The sequence below is a fragment of the Thiocapsa sp. genome, from assembly GCF_018399035.1.
Classification (GTDB): Bacteria; Pseudomonadota; Gammaproteobacteria; order Chromatiales; family Chromatiaceae; genus Thiocapsa.
In genome coordinates this window covers 2,670,001-2,687,938 of record NZ_CP073760.1, presented here as the reverse complement: position 1 = coordinate 2,687,938, position 17,938 = coordinate 2,670,001, and the positions used below count along the sequence as shown (strand labels likewise).

The 17,938-nt window shown below is 62.5% G+C and carries 12 protein-coding genes, 1 tRNA gene and 2 rRNA genes (1 of these 15 cut by a window edge); 9 read left to right on the top strand and 6 right to left on the bottom strand.

The annotated features are described in order from the left end of the window. The first annotated feature begins 110 nt into the window (after positions 1 to 110). The 4 genes from KFB96_RS12115 to serB are packed head-to-tail and all read left to right on the top strand — an operon-like array spanning position 111 to position 4,774. Positions 111 to 1,484, top strand: coding sequence for an FAD-dependent oxidoreductase (locus tag KFB96_RS12115; RefSeq protein ID WP_300971630.1), 1,374 nt, complete (start codon positions 111 to 113; stop codon positions 1,482 to 1,484). Beyond that, positions 1,481 to 2,248 carry a DUF1365 domain-containing protein gene (locus tag KFB96_RS12110; protein ID WP_213458184.1) on the top strand — a complete coding sequence of 256 codons (768 nt, stop codon included), beginning with the start codon at positions 1,481 to 1,483 and terminating at the stop codon, positions 2,246 to 2,248. The genes KFB96_RS12115 and KFB96_RS12110 overlap by 4 nt, the downstream gene beginning before the upstream one ends. Continuing rightward, entirely contained in the window at positions 2,248 to 3,474 is a 1,227-nt protein-coding gene (locus KFB96_RS12105) for a cyclopropane-fatty-acyl-phospholipid synthase family protein (protein WP_213458185.1), read from the top strand. The genes KFB96_RS12110 and KFB96_RS12105 overlap by 1 nt, the downstream gene beginning before the upstream one ends. A gap of 34 nt (positions 3,475 to 3,508) precedes the next feature. Continuing rightward, positions 3,509 to 4,774, top strand: a complete 1,266-nt coding sequence (gene serB, locus KFB96_RS12100; RefSeq protein ID WP_213458186.1) for a phosphoserine phosphatase SerB — start codon at positions 3,509 to 3,511, stop codon at positions 4,772 to 4,774. Between the two features lie 204 nt (positions 4,775 to 4,978). Here serB and KFB96_RS12095 read toward each other — a convergent pair whose 3' ends face one another. Then, complete coding sequence (locus KFB96_RS12095) at positions 4,979 to 7,717, bottom strand: EAL domain-containing protein (RefSeq protein WP_300971629.1); 2,739 nt, start codon at positions 7,715 to 7,717, stop codon at positions 4,979 to 4,981. 302 nt (positions 7,718 to 8,019) lie between these two features. Here KFB96_RS12095 and KFB96_RS12090 point away from each other — a divergent pair, with 302 nt between their 5' ends. Further along, positions 8,020 to 9,342, top strand: a complete 1,323-nt coding sequence (locus KFB96_RS12090) for an MFS transporter (RefSeq protein ID WP_213458258.1) — start codon at positions 8,020 to 8,022, stop codon at positions 9,340 to 9,342. Between the two features lie 202 nt (positions 9,343 to 9,544). Here KFB96_RS12090 and KFB96_RS12085 read toward each other — a convergent pair. Next, a tRNA-Pro gene (locus tag KFB96_RS12085) sits at positions 9,545 to 9,621 on the bottom strand. A 10-nt stretch (positions 9,622 to 9,631) separates the two neighbouring features. After that, positions 9,632 to 10,600 (bottom strand): polyprenyl synthetase family protein, encoded by a 969-nt coding sequence (locus KFB96_RS12080; protein WP_213458188.1) that lies wholly within the window; start codon positions 10,598 to 10,600, stop codon positions 9,632 to 9,634. Positions 10,601 to 10,861: 261 nt separating this feature from the next. Here KFB96_RS12080 and rplU point away from each other — a divergent pair, with 261 nt between their 5' ends. The 4 genes from rplU to proB all read left to right on the top strand — a co-directional run bounded on the left by rplU (position 10,862) and on the right by proB (position 13,811). Continuing rightward, positions 10,862 to 11,176, top strand: coding sequence for a 50S ribosomal protein L21 (rplU, locus tag KFB96_RS12075; protein WP_213458189.1), 315 nt, complete (start codon positions 10,862 to 10,864; stop codon positions 11,174 to 11,176). A 13-nt stretch (positions 11,177 to 11,189) separates the two neighbouring features. Further along, positions 11,190 to 11,468 (top strand): 50S ribosomal protein L27, encoded by a 279-nt coding sequence (gene rpmA / locus KFB96_RS12070; RefSeq protein ID WP_213458190.1) that lies wholly within the window; start codon positions 11,190 to 11,192, stop codon positions 11,466 to 11,468. 90 nt (positions 11,469 to 11,558) lie between these two features. Continuing rightward, entirely contained in the window at positions 11,559 to 12,668 is a 1,110-nt protein-coding gene (gene cgtA / locus KFB96_RS12065; RefSeq protein WP_213458191.1) for an Obg family GTPase CgtA, read from the top strand. Between the two features lie 18 nt (positions 12,669 to 12,686). Then, the gene (gene proB, locus KFB96_RS12060) at positions 12,687 to 13,811 is read left to right on the top strand and encodes a glutamate 5-kinase (protein WP_213458192.1); all 1,125 of its coding nucleotides are present in this window, start codon (positions 12,687 to 12,689) and stop codon (positions 13,809 to 13,811) included. A gap of 292 nt (positions 13,812 to 14,103) precedes the next feature. Here proB and KFB96_RS12055 read toward each other — a convergent pair whose 3' ends face one another. The 3 genes from KFB96_RS12055 to KFB96_RS12045 form a co-directional block, all read right to left on the bottom strand. Next, the gene (locus tag KFB96_RS12055; protein ID WP_213458193.1) at positions 14,104 to 15,237 is read right to left on the bottom strand and encodes a DegT/DnrJ/EryC1/StrS aminotransferase family protein; all 1,134 of its coding nucleotides are present in this window, start codon (positions 15,235 to 15,237) and stop codon (positions 14,104 to 14,106) included. A 183-nt stretch (positions 15,238 to 15,420) separates the two neighbouring features. Continuing rightward, a 5S ribosomal RNA gene (rrf, locus tag KFB96_RS12050) occupies positions 15,421 to 15,536 on the bottom strand. 98 nt (positions 15,537 to 15,634) lie between these two features. Next, positions 15,635 to 17,938 (bottom strand): 23S ribosomal RNA (locus KFB96_RS12045); it runs 583 nt beyond the window's last position.

Sequence of the window (17,938 nt, the reverse complement as noted above, 5' to 3'; positions counted from 1 at the left end):
GCTCTTGAGCTGTTCGTGTGGCGCGTCAATATTGGACGAAACATGAACGGCCCGGGCCCGGGTGCTGGTGTCGGCCCTTTACTCGGGATCAATCGGAAGGATCAATTCGGATGTCAGTCAAAACAATCGGGATCGTCGGCGGCGGTATCGGTGGACTCGGTGCCGCGTGGCTGCTGGATTCGCGTTACGAGGTGACCCTGCTCGAGCGCAATGCCTATGTCGGTGGTCACAGCAATACCCTCGAGGTCGAGGATCCGCGCGGGGCCTTTCCGGTCGACACCGGCTTCATGGTCTTCAATCGGCGCAACTATCCGCTGTTGACCGCCATGTTCAAGCATCTCGATGTTGCGACCTATCCGACCAGTATGTCCTTCGCGGCCAGTCTGGAGGGCGGGCGTATCGAGTACGGCGGCGACAGCCTCAATACGCTGTTCGGTGCGCGCGCCAATCTGTTGAATTGGCGATTTTTGTGGATGGTCAAAGAGATCCTCCAATTCAACACGGCGGCCAAGAACTACATCAACTCCAACCCCGGGGATACCCTGACGGTCGGGGATTTTCTGCAGCGCGGTCGTTACTCCGATCGGTTCGCCAGCCACTACCTGCTCCCGATGGCAGCGGCCATCTGGTCCTGTCCCACCGAAGACATGCGGGACTTTCCTTTCCTGAGCTTTGCCCGGTTCTTCGCCAATCACGGTCTGCTCGATTTGGTCGATCGGCCGGAGTGGGAGACGGTGCGCGGCGGCAGTCAAGCCTATGTTCAGGCGATCCTGGCGCGCTTGCGGGGGCGTTGTCTGGCCGATACGCCGGTGCAGCGGGTGCGGCGCCGTGAGCAGGGTGTCGAGGTGGAGACCGCGGCGGGCGAGCGTTTGCAGTTCGACGCGGTCGTGATGGGTTGCCACGCCGACGAGGCACTGTCCTTGATCGAGTCCCCGACGCCGCTCGAGCGCGACATCCTCGGCGACTTCCGGTATCAGACCAATCAAGTCTTCCTGCACACCGATTCCGCACTGATGCCGAAACGCCGCAGGGTCTGGTCGTCGTGGAACTATATTCAACAGCCGGGGGAGGGCGCCGATCGTCCGGTGACGGTGACCTACTGGATGAACAGCCTTCAGGATCTGCCGTCCGACCGCGATGTCTTCGTCAGTCTCAATCCGCGTGTGGCGCCGCGCAGCGATTTGATTCTCGCCGAGATGACCTACGAGCACCCGATGTTCGACGCGAGCGCCACCGAGGCCCAGCGCCGCATCGGCGAGATCCAAGGCCGCGACCGGATCTGGTTCAGCGGGGCTTATCTGGGATACGGATTTCACGAGGACGGCCTGCGTGCCGCAGTGGACGTGGCGCGTGGGCTCGATGTTCGTCCGCCCTGGGAGAGCGCGGCGCCATCTACCGCAGCCGGCGACGGCGCGGCTGCCGCCTCTGGCTCCGGGGCGGACTCCGGGGCCGGGCGGAGCAGCATGAGGGTGTTGCCTTCGTGAGCGCCGTTGCCGGTCGCATCATCTTCGGCGATGTCATGCATCGTCGGCTCTTTCCGGTGCGTTATCGCTTCGTCTATCGCGTTTTCAGCATGGTGCTGGATGTCGAGCGGGTCGGCGAGATCGCGCGCGATTGTCGCTGGTTCTCGTACAACCGCTTCAACCTCTTCTCCTTTTACGATCGCGATCACGGCGGGCGCGACGGTCGTGGACTCAAGCCCTGGTTGCTCGAGCGACTGCGCGCGCGCGGTCAAGAGATGGAGATCGCCCGCATCGAGCTGCAGTGCTTTCCGCGCGTGCTCGGATTCGTCTTCAATCCGCTGAGTGTCTGGACCTGCTTCGATCGCCGGGACAGGCCGGTCGCAGTGCTGTGCGAGGTCAACAACACCTTCGGCGAGGCCCACAGCTATCTCTTGCACGAGAAGGGCGTGCCGATGGACTGGCCGATCCGCCACACGCATCGCAAAGACTTCCATGTCTCGCCCTTTGTCGACATGAACGCCGACTATCACTTCCGGTTTACCCGGCAAGGCGATCGTCATGCGATCGTGATCCGCGAATATCAGGACGCCTCCTTGATGCTGGTGGCCGTCCAGCAGGGGATCGCAGAGACGATCACGGACGCCAAGTTGTTGCGCGCCGCCTTCGCCTATCCATTTCTGACGCTGAAGGTCGTCCTCATGATCCATTGGCAGGCTTTGAAGATCTGGCTCAAGGGAGGGCGCTACCATTCCAAGCCGACTCCACCCCTAGAGGAGGTGTCCTGATGTCCGCAGAGGAGTTGATCGAAGAACCTCTAACCCGCCGATCGAGCTGGTCGAGCCGCCTGATCGGCGGATTTTGCCGGCACCTGGCGTTCGGCCAGCTCCTGGTGCGTTTTCCCGACGGGAGCGCCACCCTGCACCGCGGCCGGTTTCCGGGTGCGAGCGGTGTCATGGAGGTGCAGTCGCCGCTCAAGATGGCTGGACGGCTGCTCACCCGAGGCGAGGTGGGATTCGGCGAATCCTACGTGGAAGGGCATTGGACGACGCCTGATCTCGCCGCATTGCTCGAGGTCCTCTACGACAACATGGAACATCTGGGCGTGGGGCCGCGCGGGATGCGTTGGTCGCGGCTTTGGGATCGCTTGAGCCATCGGCTGCGTGAGAATCACCCCATCAACAGTCGCCGCAACATTGCCCACCACTATGATCTGGGCAACGACTTCTACAAACGCTGGCTCGATCCGAGTATGACCTACTCCTCCGCGCTCTTTGCCGACCCGGCGCGGGACAGTCTGGAATCGGCCCAGGAGCGTAAATACGAGCGCTTGCTCGATGCCGTGGACGCCAAGCCCGGCGAGCATATTCTGGAGATCGGCTGCGGTTGGGGCGGTTTCGCGGAGCTGGCGGCACGGCGTGGTCTGCGCGTGACCGGCGTGACGCTCTCGCGCGAGCAGCTCGCCTACGCGAGCGAGCGCTTGGAGGCCGCCGGTCTTGCCGATCGCGTCGACCTGAGACTTCAGGATTATCGCGACATCGAGGGCCGCTTCGACCACGCGGTCTCGATCGAGATGATGGAGGCGGTGGGCGAGGCCTTCTGGCCGACCTATTACCAGGCGTTGCGTCGGCTGGTGCGACCGGGCGGTCGCATCGCCTTGCAGGTCATCACCATCAACGAGGACGATTTTCCCGTTTACCGCAGGCAGCCGGATTTCGTGCAGCTCTACATCTTCCCGGGCGGGATGCTGCCCACACCCGAGCGCATGACGCGCGAGGCGCAGGATGCGGATCTGCTGATTCGCGAGACGGCGTGGTTCGGGCTCGACTATGCGGAGACCCTGCGCCGTTGGCGTCTCGCCTTCCATGCGGTGGACCGGGAGGTCGCTCGGCTCGGATACGATGCGCGGTTCCGCCGGATGTGGGATTACTATCTGGCCTACTGCGAGACCGGCTTCAAGACGGGCTGCATCGATCTGACCCAAACCGTCCTCGAGGTCCCGGAGCGCAGCTGAACCTTCCGCAGAATCGACGCGCAATGGAAACCGCATGAGCGAGATCGTCCTCATCAACGTCTCGGGCGAGGATCGTCCGGGGATCACCGCGGCCCTCACCGCGATCCTGGCACGGTATCGGGTGCCGATCTTGGATATCGGCCAGTCGACCATCCACAACGCCTTGGCGCTGGGTCTTTTGGTCGAGCTGCCGGCAGACAGCGCATCCTGTCCGGTGTTTCGCGATCTGCTGTTCACCGCCCACGGTATGGGGCTGGATCTTCGGTTTACGCCGGTCGATCCGGACGCCTACGAGGATTGGGTCGCCGAGCAGGGGCAGCCGCGGCATATCCTCACCCTGCTGGGTCGCGAGATCGATTCGGAGCACATCGCGCGGGTGTCCGCCGTCGTCGCCGAATACGGTCTGAACGTCGATCGGATCTCTCGGCTGACGGGGCGTCTCTCGCGGCGTGTGCCGGAGCGTCATCCGCTTGCCTGCGTGGAGCTCTCGGTCCGGGGTGCCGTGGCGGATCTCTCCGAGCTGCATGCGGCTTTGCTTGCGCTCGGGCAGATCCTGGATGTGGACGTCGCGGTGCAGGAGGACGACATCTTTCGACGCAACCGTCGTCTGGTCTGTTTCGATATGGACTCGACCCTGATCCAGACCGAGGTGATCGACGAGTTGGCGAAGGCGGCCGGAGTCGGTCCCGAGGTCGCGGCCATCACCGAGGCCGCGATGCGCGGCGAGCTCGACTTCAAGGAGAGCTTCCGCCGCCGGATCGCACTGCTCGAAGGCCTCGACGAGTCCGTGCTCGGCGAGATCGCCGAGCGCCTGCCCATTACCGAGGGCGCCGATCGGCTGATCGCGAGCCTCAAGCAGCTCGGCTATCGCATCGCCATCCTCTCGGGCGGCTTTACCTATTTTGCCGAGCACCTGAAACGTCGGTTCGGGATCGACGACGTTTATGCCAATTCGTTGGAGTTTCGCGACGGCAAGCTGACCGGCACGGTTTCGAGCGAGATCATCGACGGGGCACGCAAGGCCGAGCTGCTGCGCGAGATCGCGGCCCGCGAGGGGATTCGCCTGGAGCAGGTCATCGCCGTCGGCGACGGTGCGAACGATCTCCCGATGCTGGCGATCGCCGGCCTGGGAATCGCCTTTCATGCCAAGCCGATCGTGACCAAGCAAGCACGTCACGCCATCGCGAATGTCGGGCTCGACGGGATCCTCTATCTGCTCGGGATGCGCGACCGCGACCTCGAGCGGCTCGCCAGAGGGGCTCCGCCTCGGCGCGACGAGGCGCTCTCGGCGGCTCCCTGATAGCCGATCGTCCGTCCGAGACCCTCGCGCGGCGTTGCCGATCACCCCGGCCAAGTCGTGGATCGGCTCGGCAGGGTGAGTGTGAAGGGTGGACAAGCACAGTGCAGTCCACCAGCGTCGGCGCGGGGCTCGGTAGACCGCGCTGTGCTTGGGAACGGTTCAAAAAAAGTAAAACAACTCAACTTCAAGTCAGGCATGTGACTGTTACTTGGATTCCGGCTGAATAAACCCCGCCGTCAGGTGCCGTTCGATGGCCTGTGCCTCCATCGGGGGCGCGAACCACATCCCCTGCCCGCACCGGCAGCCCATCGCCGCCAAACGCTCGGCCTGCTCGCGGGTCTCCACGCCCTCGGCCACCGTGTCGAGCTTCAGTGCATGCGCGACGGCAAGCAACGCCTGAACGGTTGCGACGGCCTCCGGGTTGTCGTCGATCTCGCCGACGAATTGGCGGTCGATCTTGAGCGCGCTGACCGCGGACCGACGCAGATAGGTCAAGGACGAGAAGCCGGCGCCGAAGTCGTCGAGAACAAGCCGAACGCCGAGATCCCGGAGCATGGCGATCTGGGTCCGGTAATGCTCGCCATACTCCATCATCGCGGTCTCGGTGAGCTCGAGCTCGAGGAGGGCGGGGTCCAGCCCCGTCTCCTGGGCCGTCGCGAGCACATCATCGGCAAGACAGCCTGCGCGGACCTGCTGAGGCGAGACATTGATGCTGACCCGACCGAAGGTAAGTCCTCGTTCATGCCAGCCGCGCGCCTCGCGTGCGGCCGTTGCCAGCACCCAGCTTCCGAGGATATGAAACAGCCCGCGGCGCTCGGCGAGATGCACGAAATCCCCCGGCGGCAGAACCCCCTCCACCGGATGGCGCCAGCGCACCAGGGCCTCGACCGCTGTGATGCGTCCGCTCGCGAGCTCGACCTGCGGCTGATAGTGCAGGAAGAGCTCGCCGCTGCGCACGGCCTCGTCGATCCGATCCGTGAGGGCGGCATCGCGGCGGACCTGTCGCGTCATGGCGTCGGTGTGGAATGCGTAGCCGCCGCGTCCGTTGTTCTTGGCCTTGTAGAGGGCGACATCGGCACGGCCGAGGAGTGTTTCCAGGTCGATATCCGGCTCGGGGACGAAGACGACGCCGACGCTCGCCCCGCAGGTGATGGCATGGCCGTCGATCGAATAGGACCGAGCCAGGTGCTCGACGATCTTTGCGGCCAAGGTGGCTGCATCGGAGATGCTCTGCGCGTCGGGTTGGATCACGGCGAACTCGTCGCCGCCGAATCGCGCGACCGTGTCCATACCGCGAACGAGGGCCGACAGGCGCTGGGCGACCTCTTTCAAGAGCAGATCGCCCACGGGATGACCCAGGGTGTCGTTGACCTCTTTGAAGCGGTCGAGATCGAGAAAGTGCAGGGCAAAGCCCCGATCGGCGCGCCGGACCGAGGTCAGTCGCTTGGCGAGCTGATTCTTGAACAGGGCGCGATTGGGGAGGCCGGTGAGGCTGTCGTAGTAGGCGAGTCGAAGGATCTGTTCCTCGTTGCGTTTGCGCTCGGTGATGTCTTGGAAGGTGACGACGACACCCATCGCGGAGTCGCCGACGCGGATCGGCGTGGCACGATACTCGACGGGAAACGCCGAGCCGTCGCGTCGCTGCAGGACCTCGTCGCTGACCACGATGTCTTTGCCGGTATGCATGACCGAGAGCATTCGGCACCGGGTGGCGTCGCGGTCGCCTTCGTCGGGGTCGTCATGGGTGACGGCCGGGCAGGGTTTGCCGACGAGATCGGCCGGGGCGTATCCCAACAGGCGTGCGCCCGTGGGATTGATGAAGGTGGTGACGCCGTCCGGGTCGAGCCCGAACACCCCCTCGCTGGTCGACTCGAGAAGGAGTCGTGCGCGTTCCTCGGCGGCGATGCGTGCCGCGCGATCGCGCGCTTGCTGCAAGGCGACTGCCACCAGCGCCGCGCCTTGCGCGATATAGATCAGCTGCTCCGCGTCGGGTTTGCCGGGGGCTCGCGAATAGATATCGAAGGTCCCCAAGATGTCCCCGCCGGCATCGCGAATCGGCTCGGACCAGAAGCCGCGGACACCGGTCTCCTCCGTGATCCCTGCGAGCGACAGCCAATACGGATGGTAGAGGACGTCGGCGATCACGATGGGCTCGCCGATCGGGTGCGGAGTCGCCCCCTTCGCCGGGTCGTCCGTCAGGCGGCCGATCGCCTCGACGAGCCGATCCGGAAGACTCGGGGCCGTGCCGACACGCAGGCGGTGGGTCGCGCTGTCCATCAGCATGATCGAGCACATGAGGCTCTGGTCAAGGGCCTCGATCGATACGGCGATCGCGTCGAGCGCCTCCTGCACGGGAGCGCCGCCCGCAATCAACCCCATGATGCGAATGCGGCTTTCCTGGAGCATCCAGGCGCGTCGGGTCTCGGTGACATCGCGCACGGTTCCCGTCATCGAGACCGGGCGACCCTGCTCGCGGGTCAGCGTCGCGCGCTCCTGGAGGTAACGTACCTCGCCGTCGGGCAGCAGGATCCTGTGCTCGCAGTCGTAATCCCCGGCCCCGGCGATGGCCTCCCGAACCGCGTGCTCGACCCGAGCGCGGTCTTCCGGGTGAACGAAGTCGAGGAAGCCTTTGTAGTTCCCCGGGAAGATCTCGGGCGGCATGGCGAAGATGCGATAGACCTCGGCAGACCACTCGAGGCGGTCGTTCTCGGCATCCCACTCCCAGGTTCCGAGATGCCCGAGCCGTTGTGTCTCTTCGACGAGGCGCTCGCTCCGAGCCAGGCGCTCTGCGAGCTCGGCGTGCGCCGCGTTCGCCTGTGCGGCCATGTCGCGTCGGAGCCGGCGGTCACGCCAAGCTGCAACGGCGGCGACTGCAGCCAGAAGGGCCAGCGCGCCTGCCGTGCCTGCCTCGATGCCTGTGCCTATGGAAGCGGACCAGGACACCACGGGATCGGCTGCGGAAACCAGCGTCGGGATCCATAAGTTCGGCAACCACATCCATCGGGTCGCAGCGGGCGAAGCGATCGTAGGCTCTGGCCTCATGTCCATTCGGGCATCTTAAGGTTGAATGGTGTTGTCGGGGCGATAGTTCCGCACGGTTTGCCGTTTCCATGGTTCTGCTCGGAACCGGTGTCGTGAATCCTCGCGGGGTCGAGCTGCAACCGGAGTATCCGCATCCATCGCCGGATGGGATAATGCCGATCCGACCGTCCAAACCGCAATGGCTCATCGCCGGAGATCCGCAGATGCCCGACCTCGACCGGACCTACCGGATCGGCCCGATCCACCTGGCGCCGTCCGTTCTGCCTCGGAACGGCTGGACCTTTTTGGCCGCCGCGTTTTTCTCGATCGGGCTGATGATCTTCATCTCCATCGGTCAGACCTACATCCTCAACGAGCATCTCGGGGTTCCGGAGTCGACGCAGGGTGCGATCAGCGGCCAACTTGTCTTCCTGACCGAGATCGTCACCCTGTTGCTGTTTCTGCCGGTCGGCGTCCTCATGGACCGGATCGGTCGCCGAGGGGTCTACGCGGCGGGGTTTCTGTTCCTGGCCTTGACCTATGTCCTCTATCCGCTCGCGGAATCGGTCGAGGCGCTTTATTTCTATCGGGTCCTCTATGCGATCGGCGTGGTCGCGGTCGCGGGCGGGTTGTCGACCGTCCTTGCCGATTATCCGGCAGAACGTTCCCGCGGCAAGTTGGTGGCCATCGTCGGTGTCATGAGCGGCTTGGGGATCGTGCTCATCAGTCAGGGCCTCGGTGCCATGCCGAAGGTCTTTACCGGCGCGGGCTTCGACGGCGTCACCGCGGGCAGGTTGACCCATTTCATCGTCGCGGGTCTAGCGGTCGCGGTTGCCCTGTTGCTCCTCTGGGGCCTTAAGCCAGGTCTGCCCGTGCGTCTTCAGGATCGTCCGAGCGTACGCGAGCTCTTCGTCGGCGGCTTTGCGCACGGACGCAATCCGCGCATCCTCTTGGCCTATTCGTCTGCATTCATCGCACGCGGCGACCAATCGGTCAACGCGATCTTTCTCGTCCTTTGGGGCACCTTGGCAGCCAAGGCAACCGGCATGGAGTCGGCCTCGGCGGTGATGAGCGGAACCCTGATCTTCGTGATGGCGCAGATCTCGGCACTCGTCTGGGCGCCCGTCCTCGGCCCGCTGCTCGACCGGATCGACAGGGTCACCGGGCTCGCGATCTGCATGGCGCTGGCGGCCTTGGGCAATCTGAGTCTGTTGGCGCTCGAGGACCCGCTGTCGTCCTATGGTCCGATCTTCTTTATTCTGCTCGGGATCGGGCAGATCAGTGTCTACCTCGGCGGTCAATCCTTGATCGGGCAAGAGGCTCCGGCCGGGCAGCGGGGATCGGTACTCGGTGCCTTCAACGTCGCCGGCGCGATCGGCATTCTTCTGATTACGCCGGTCGGCGGCTATCTGTTCGATCGGGTCGACCCGCGCGCACCCTTTATCGTGGTGGGCGTGATCAATGTCCTGCTGGTCTTTGCGAGCATCTATGTTCGGATGAGGCACTCGCCGGAATCCCAACGGACAAGCGCTTCGGAGCGAGTCTAGGTTCCCTTTGGGAGCGCTTCAAAAATAAGTCAAACAGCTCGACGAGAGAATCCCTTTCCGACCGTTGTCGTTGTCGTAATCGACAACGACAACGATTAGGTTCGGTGCTCGACGTATTTTTGACCCGTGACTTGGTACGGGGCAGAGGATTAAGGTCGTACAAAAAAGCCGGCTTTCGCCGGCTTTTTTAATATCTGTAATTTGGTCGGGGTGACTGGATTCGAACCAGCGACTTCTGCCTCCCGAAGACAGCGCTCTACCAAGCTGAGCTACACCCCGAAACGGTTCATCAATGTTTACGGTCGACCGAAAAATCCGCCAGCGTCGACAAGGCATCCCTGGCGGGGCAGGGAGGCAGAGCGCCCAAGGCGCGCTTTGCTCGATCCGCGTAGTCTTCCGCAAGCCGCGTAGTATAGGTAATGGCGTCGGTCGACGCAATCGCCTCCACGACGGATTCCATGTGCTTGCGACCGCCTTCTTCGATGGCCTTGCGCAGCAATGCCTTCTGCTCGGGTGTTCCCGCTTCCATCGCCCGAATGACCGGGAGGGTCGGTTTACCCTCGTCGAGGTCATCGCCGACATTCTTGCCCAGCTCGGCGTTTGCCGGACTGTAATCCAGCGCGTCGTCGATGAGCTGGAAGGCGATCCCGAGATTCAGTCCATAGCTCGCCGCGGCTTCTTCGACGCCGGGACTCGATCCGGCAAGCACGGCGCCGAGGCGCACACCCGCTTCGAACAGCGTCGCCGTCTTGCGGGTGATCACCTCCATGTAGCGGGTCTGATCCGTGTCGGGGTCGTGCGTATTCAGGAGTTGCAGCACCTCGCCTTCGGCGATCCGGTTGGTCGCGTGCGAGAGAATGTCCATGACCCGCATATTCCCGACATCGACCATCATCTCGAAGGCGCGGGAGTAGAGGAAGTCGCCGACCAGCACGCTGGCGTCGTTGCCCCAGACGATATTGGCCGTCTCGCGGTTGCGTCTGAGCTCGGAGGCATCGACGACATCGTCGTGCAGGAGCGTCGCGGTGTGGATAAACTCCACGACGGCTGCAAGATCGATGTGGCGCTCTCCGGAGTACCCGCAAGCGCGGGATGCGAGGAGCACCGAGAGCGGGCGCAAGCGCTTGCCGCCGCTGTTGACGATATAGCTGCCGATTTGATTGATCAGCACCACGTCTGACCGGAGTCGACGCAGGATCAAGGCGTCAACGGCCTTGACGTCTTCGGCGACGGGTTGTCTGAGCGCGGTTATATCCATGAGGTGTCGATGGACTGGCTGATCGTGGCGGCGGATGCTAGGTGTGGGATGGGGGTCTGTCAAGTCGGAGGCGGGCTGCGCGGCCCCTGTGCCCTCGGCACTTCTGCGGATTGGTCTGCCAAGGGGGCCCTGACCGGTGTTGCTCGCCGACGCGACTGCGGCAACCTCCTTGACCAGGTGTCATCCATCGAGTAGTATCCCGCTTCTTTTGTTTCGGCGCCTGTCGCCGATCTCGCCGAATGGTTTTGGGGATCTTCAGACATGTACGCGGTCATTCAAACCGGTGGCAAACAATACCGGGTTTCGGAAGGCGACACCGTCAAAGTAGAAAAGATAGTGGCGGAGCAGGGGGCTGTCGTCGACTTCGATCAGGTCCTTTTGGTGGCCGACGGAGACGATATCAAGGTCGGTAAGCCCTACGTCGAAGGCGGTAAGGTCAGCGCAACGGTCGAAAGCCACGGGCGTGGTAAGAAGGTCATGATCGTGAAGTTTCGGCGGCGCAAGCATCACTTGAAACGCCAGGGCCATCGGCAATCGTTCACCGCCCTGAAGATTACGGCGATCAGCGCCGGCTGAAGAGGAGTCTCCCATGGCACATAAGAAAGCTGGCGGCAGCTCGCGCAACGGGCGTGATTCGGAATCCAAGCGGCTCGGCGTCAAGGTCTTCGGTGGGCAGGTCGTCAAGGCCGGAGCCATCATCGTGCGCCAACGCGGTACCCGATTCCACAGCGGTGTCAACGTCGGTTGCGGACGTGACCACACGCTCTTTGCTCTGCGCGACGGGGTCGTGACCTTTGTCGAGCAGGGGCCGAAGAATCGGAAGTTCGTGACGGTGGTCGAAAAGCCTGCGGGCGTCGGCCTGGCCTGATCGGTTCGGGCTCTACCCATCGCAACGGGCACGCGAGCCTCGCCGTTTCGGCGGGGCTCTTTTCGTTTCAGCGATGAGGTTGTTTGAGTTATGAAATTCGTCGACGAAGCGTTCATTCGGGTCGAGGCAGGAGACGGCGGCAGCGGCTGTGTCAGTTTTCGTCGCGAGAAATACATCCCGAAGGGCGGACCCAATGGAGGCGACGGGGGCAACGGCGGCAGCGTCCACCTTGTCGCCGACGTCAATCTGAATACCTTGGTCGACCTGCGCTACCAACGCGTGCATCGCGCGGAGCGGGGGCAGAACGGCAGGAGCCGGGACATGACCGGTCGTGCCGGCGCGGATCTCGTCATTCGGGTCCCGGTCGGGACGCGCGTCTTCGAGCGCGAGACCGGCGAGTTGATCGGCGAGCTCCTGGAGTCCGGTCAACAGATGCTGGTTGCTCAAGGCGGCTTTCACGGCATCGGGAATGCGCGCTTCAAATCCAGCACCAACCGAACCCCGAGACAGTTCACCCCGGGGACACCGGGCGAGCGCAGAGACCTCCAGCTCGAGCTGATCCTGCTCGCGGACGTCGGCTTGCTCGGTTTCCCGAATGCAGGCAAATCCTCTCTGATTCGCCAGGTCTCCAGTGCGCGACCCAAAGTCGCGGACTATCCCTTTACGACGCTTTATCCCAACCTCGGCGTGGTGCGGCTCGGTCGCGACCGCAGCTTCGTGATTGCCGACATCCCCGGTGTGATCGAGGGTGCGGCGGACGGTGCGGGGCTCGGGAGCCACTTCCTCAAGCATCTCTCCCGCACACGCTTTCTGTTGCATCTGGTCGATGTCGCCCCGTTGGACGACGCGGTGGATCCCGTCGAGCAGGTCCGCAAGATCGAGGCGGAGCTCTCCGCGTTCGGCGAAGGGCTCGCGCTCAAGGAGCGTTGGTTGGTGCTCAACAAGATCGACCGCCTCCTCCCCGAGGAGTACGCGGCGCAGCGCGAGGAGATCATCTCCCGACTCGAGTGGACATTGCCCGTCTACGGGATCTCCGCAATGACGGGGGAGGGCACGGCGGCGCTGATGGGCGATCTGATGGGTCGACTCGAGGTGTTGGCTGCCGAAAGAGCGGCCGCCGAGCAGGCAGGCGCAGAGCGCGATAGGGGCACCGATGCCGATCCTGCAGCACCCGAGACCGATTGGCATCCGCTGGACTGAACCCGTTGGACCTTTCCTATGATTTCACGCGCCATGATCCCCTTCACGCGTCGCTGGGTCGTGAAGATCGGAAGTGCATTGTTGACCCGCGACGGTGCAGGGCTCGAGCGCAGTATGCTGGCCCCCTGGGTGGAGCAGATCAGCGCGCGCCGAATGGCGGGCAACGAGGTGGTTCTGGTGTCCTCGGGCGCTGTCGCCGAGGGGATGGCACGGATGGGTTGGCGGGCGCGTCCCAAGGCGCTCCATGCGCTGCAGGCGGCCGCCGCGATCGGACAGATGGGACTCGTGCGCGCGTATGAAGACTGTTTTCAGGCGCGCGGACTGCACACCGCCCAAGTGCTCCTGACACATGACGACCTGGCCGATCGCGCCCGGTATCTCAACGCCAGAAGTACCCTTCGGACCCTGCTCAAGCTCGGTGTGATCCCAGTCATCAACGAGAACGATACGGTTGCAACCGACGAGTTGCGCTTCGGCGACAACGATACCTTGGCGGCTCTGGTCGCCAACCTGATCCAGGCCGACCTCCTGATTCTCCTGACCGATCAAGAGGGTCTATTCGACCGGGATCCGCGAGCACACGCCGATGCCTGCTTGATTCCCGAGACCCGGGTCGACGATCCGCAACTCGATCAGGTCGCCGGCGGCAGCGTCACGGGCCTGGGTACGGGAGGCATGATCACGAAGGTCCGTGCGGCGCGCCTTGCCGCGCGCTCGGGTACGCCGACGGTGATCGCGCCCGGGCGTGGAGAAGACGTCCTGAGACGGATCGGAGAAGGGGAGGGCGTCGGCACCTTGCTGGTGCCTTTCCAAGGCCCTCAGGCTGCGCGCAAGCAGTGGTTGGCCGGTCATCTCCAGGTCCGTGGTCGTCTCACGCTCGACGTGGGGGCCGTCAATGCCTTGCGCGAGAAGGGGAAAAGTCTACTCGCCGTGGGTGTGAAAGAGGTGCAAGGCGCCTTTGACCGTGGCGAGGTCGTTGCCTGTGTCGATGAGTCGGGCCGCGAAGTGGCGCGCGGTTTGGTCAACTACGACGGGCAAGAAGTCGCGAGGATCAAGGGTCAGCCGTCGAGCCGATTCGAGGCGATCCTCGGCTATCTCGACGAGGAGGAGTTGATCCATCGCGACAATCTGGTGTTGCTTTAAACCGCGTCCCGAGCGAGATGCTGACTTTCGAGTGAGTTCGACGTTTGGTGCATCCACGGCCCTTAGCGGGGACGCGGTTTAAAATGATATATTTTTTAATATCTTAAACCGCGCCGGATCCGGCGCTCGTCAAATTTGCCGGGACCGATCCCATCCAAGAACATCGCATATCGCGCTGGGCGCGGTTTAAACCGCGTCCCGAGTGACCCGGGTGGCTCTCATCCGTCAACGAGTGTCGGAGCGGACGCGGTTTAGGTCTTCGATGGCTTTCCTCAATCCCCTCGTCGCCCGCTTACTGGGTGCCGAGTCCGGTGGCCTTTGCGACCGCATCGGCGATCCGGATTTGATCCTCGTCCAACAGATATGGGTGCATCGGGAGACTGATGACCCGCTGTGCCACGCGCGCGCTCACAGGCGTGCCGAATCGCTCCAGGCTCGGTTGAAATACGGGTTGGTCGTTCAACGGCACGGGGTAGTGCACCGCCGTCGGAATCCCTTCGGCCGCCAATGCCTCGGCGACGCGATCACGCTCGTCGACCTGGATGGTGTACTGAGCAAAGACCGATTCGTTGCCGGGTGCGATGAAGGGGGTCAACACTGCGCCATCGGCAACTTCGCTCGAGGTTGCTCCTCTGGCTTGAAGCAATTCGCAATAGCGTGCCCCGATCCGGGTTCGCGCGTCGATCTCGTTGCCGAACAGTGGTAGCTTCGCAAGAAGAACCGCAGCCTGAAGCGTGTCGATGCGACCGTTCAGGCCAAGACGTGGATGGTGATAACGGCGATCTTGGCCGTGGTTTCGGATCTCCTTCAACCTTTTCGCCACATCATCGTCGTCCGTGAAGCAGGCTCCGGCGTCGCCGTAGGCTCCCAAGGGCTTGGACGGGAAGAAGGACGTACAGCCGATCGTGGATAGGGCGCCGGACCGCTTCCCCTTGTAGGTGGCTCCGAAGCTCTGGGCGGCGTCTTCGATGACCGGTAGGCGGTGGCGTGCGGCGATCTCATTGATGGCGTCCATGTCCGCGCATTGGCCGTAGAGAGAAACCGGCATGATCGCGCGGGTCCGTCCGGTGATGGCCTCTTCGATGCGGGCAGGGTCGATGTTGTAGGTCACGGGGTCGATGTCGACAAAGACCGGCCGCACGCCGAGCAGGGCGATCATCTCGCCGGTCGCGATGAAGGTGAAGGGGGTCGTGATGACCTCGTCGCCCCGACCGATCTCCAGCGCCATCATGGCCGCGAGCAACGCGTCGGTCCCGCTCGAAAGACCGATACAATGCCGCGCCCCGACAAAGTCTGCGAGCGCGATCTCCAGCGCTTCGACCTCGGGTCCCATGATGTATTGCCCGTGTTCCAGGACAGCATGAATACGGGCCTTCACCTCGTCTTCGATCAGTCGATACTGTGACTTCAAGTCGATGAATTGCATTCGTTCCGCCTTAAACCGCGCCCAGCGCGGTATGCGATGTTTTTGGATGGGATCGGCCCCGGCAGACTTGACGACTGCTGGAGTCGGCGCGGTTTAAAATCAGGATACCGGGTTTCTGTCGAGTCGTCTTTTCCGCGGGCATAAAAAAACCCCCGTTTTGAGGCGGGGGTTTTGGGTATAAGGCCCTGGCGGTGACCTACGTTCGCATGGGGAGGCCCCACACTATCATCGGCGAGACACCGTTTCACGTCTGAGTTCGGAATGGGATCAGGTGGTTCCAGTGTTCTATGGCCGCCAGGAAAACGGGCGGTCGCGCCCCGCTCGGGGACGCGTCCTGTTCGGTGAGATCGTTGCTGTGCGAGGTGTCGGCACCCGGCGCAACGCGCTTGGGTGTTATATGGTCAAGCCACACGGTCAATTAGTACAGGTTAGCTTCACCCATTACTGGACGTCCACATCCTGCCTATCAACGTCGTCGTCTTCAACGGACCTTCAGAGGCATCGAGTGCCTAGGGAGACCTCATCTCGGGAGGGGCTTCCCGCTTAGATGCTTTCAGCGGTTATCCCGTCCGAACATAGCTACCCGGCAGTGCCACTGGCGTGACAACCGGAACACCAGGGGTTCGTCCACTCCGGTCCTCTCGTACTAGGAGCAGCTTCCCTCAAGTCTCCAACGCCCACGGCAGATAGGGACCGAACTGTCTCACGACGTTCTAAACCCAGCTCGCGTACCACTTTAAATGGCGAACAGCCATACCCTTGGGACCGACTTCAGCCCCAGGATGTGATGAGCCGACATCGAGGTGCCAAACACCGCCGTCGATATGAACTCTTGGGCGGTATCAGCCTGTTATCCCCGGAGTACCTTTTATCCGTTGAGCGATGGCCCTTCCATACAGAACCACCGGATCACTAAGACCTACTTTCGTACCTGCTCGACTTGTCCGTCTCGCAGTCAAGCACCCTTATGCCTTTGCACTAAACTCCCGATTTCCGACCGGGATTAGGGTACCTTCGTGCTCCTCCGTTACGCTTTGGGAGGAGACCGCCCCAGTCAAACTACCCACCATGCACTGTCCCTGACCCGGATGACGGGTCGAGGTTAGAACGTCAAACAGACCAGGGTGGTATTTCAAGGTCGGCTCCACGGCAACTGGCGTCACCGCTTCGCAGCCTCCCACCTATCCTACACAAGTCGGTTCAACGTCCAGTGCAAAGCTGTAGTAAAGGTTCACGGGGTCTTTCCGTCTAGCCGCGGGTACTCGGCATCTTAACCGAGATTTCAATTTCACTGAGTCTCTGGTGGAGACAGCGCCGCCATCGTTACGCCATTCGTGCAGGTCGGAACTTACCCGACAAGGAATTTCGCTACCTTAGGACCGTTATAGTTACGGCCGCCGTTTACCGGGGCTTCGATCAAGAGCTTCTCCGAAGATGACCCCATCACTTAACCTTCCGGCACCGGGCAGGCGTCACACCCTATACGTCCGCTTACGCGTTTGCAGAGTGCTGTGTTTTTAATAAACAGTCGCAGCGGCCTGGTCACTGCAACCCCTCTCGGCTCGGCCCGCTAGTGGCTCCACCTGACAGGGGCGTACCTTCTCCCGAAGTTACGGTACTATTTTGCCTAGTTCCTTCACCAGAGTTCTCTCAAGCACCTTGGGATTCTCACCCTGCCCACCTGTGTCGGTTTGGGGTACGGTCACACCGAACCTGAAGCTTAGAGGCTTTTCCTGGAAGCATGGCATCAACCACTTCGTTCCCGTAAGAACTCGTCGTCACGTCTCGACATTGAACCCCCGGATTTGCCTAAGGGTCCTGCCTACTCGCTTAAACCGGACACCAACTGCCGGCTGGCCTAGCCTTCTCCGTCCCCCCATCGCAGTTCGGTCTGGTGCAGGAATATTAACCTGCTTCCCATCGACTACGCCTCGCGGCCTCGCCTTAGGGGCCGACTCACCCTGCGCCGATGAACGTTGCGCAGGAAACCTTGGGCTTTCGGCGAGGGGGATTTTCACCCCCTTGGTCGTTACTCATGTCAGCATTCGCACTTCCGATACCTCCAGCATGCCTTACAGCACACCTTCAACGGCCTACGGAACGCTCCCCTACCATGCGTACAAGTACGCATCCGCAGCTTCGGTACATGGCTTAAGCCCCGTTACATCTTCCGCGCAGGCCGACTCGACCAGTGAGCTATTACGCTTTCTTTAAAGGATGGCTGCTTCTAAGCCAACCTCCTGGCTGTCTGGGCCTTCCCACATCGTTTCCCACTGAGCCATGATTTAGGGACCTTAGCTGGCGGTCTGGGTTGTTTCCCTTTTGACGACGGACGTTAGCACCCGCCGTCTGTCTCCCGTGATTGCACTTGCCGGTATTCGGAGTTTGCATCGGTTTGGTAAGCCGGGATGGCCCCCTAGCCGAAACAGTGCTCTACCCCCGGCAGTGATACACGAGGCGCTACCTAAATAGCTTTCGGGGAGAACCAGCTATCTCCGGGCTTGATTAGCCTTTCACTCCGACCCACAGCTCATCCGAATCTTTTTCAACAGATCCCGGTTCGGGCCTCCAGCGCGTGTTACCGCGCCTTCACCCTGGCCATGGGTAGATCGCCCGGTTTCGGGTCTACTCCCAGCGACTGATTCGCCCTGTTCAGACTCGCTTTCGCTACGCCTCCCCTCATCGGTTAAGCTTGCCACTG

Bases quoted from the DNA above. Each gene is read 5' to 3' on its own strand.
- KFB96_RS12090 (WP_213458258.1), top strand. From the start codon at position 8,020: ATGCCCGACCTCGACCGGACCTACCGGATCGGCCCGATCCACCTGGCG.
- cgtA (WP_213458191.1), top strand. From the start codon at position 11,559: ATGAAATTCGTCGACGAAGCGTTCATTCGGGTCGAGGCAGGAGACGGC.
- rplU (WP_213458189.1), top strand. From the start codon at position 10,862: ATGTACGCGGTCATTCAAACCGGTGGCAAACAATACCGGGTTTCGGAA.
- KFB96_RS12115 (WP_300971630.1), top strand. From the start codon at position 111: ATGTCAGTCAAAACAATCGGGATCGTCGGCGGCGGTATCGGTGGACTC.
- serB (WP_213458186.1), top strand. From the start codon at position 3,509: ATGAGCGAGATCGTCCTCATCAACGTCTCGGGCGAGGATCGTCCGGGG.
- proB (WP_213458192.1), top strand. From the start codon at position 12,687: ATGATTTCACGCGCCATGATCCCCTTCACGCGTCGCTGGGTCGTGAAG.
- KFB96_RS12080 (WP_213458188.1), bottom strand. From the start codon at position 10,600: ATGGATATAACCGCGCTCAGACAACCCGTCGCCGAAGACGTCAAGGCC.
- KFB96_RS12055 (WP_213458193.1), bottom strand. From the start codon at position 15,237: ATGCAATTCATCGACTTGAAGTCACAGTATCGACTGATCGAAGACGAG.
- KFB96_RS12105 (WP_213458185.1), top strand. From the start codon at position 2,248: ATGTCCGCAGAGGAGTTGATCGAAGAACCTCTAACCCGCCGATCGAGC.
- rpmA (WP_213458190.1), top strand. From the start codon at position 11,190: ATGGCACATAAGAAAGCTGGCGGCAGCTCGCGCAACGGGCGTGATTCG.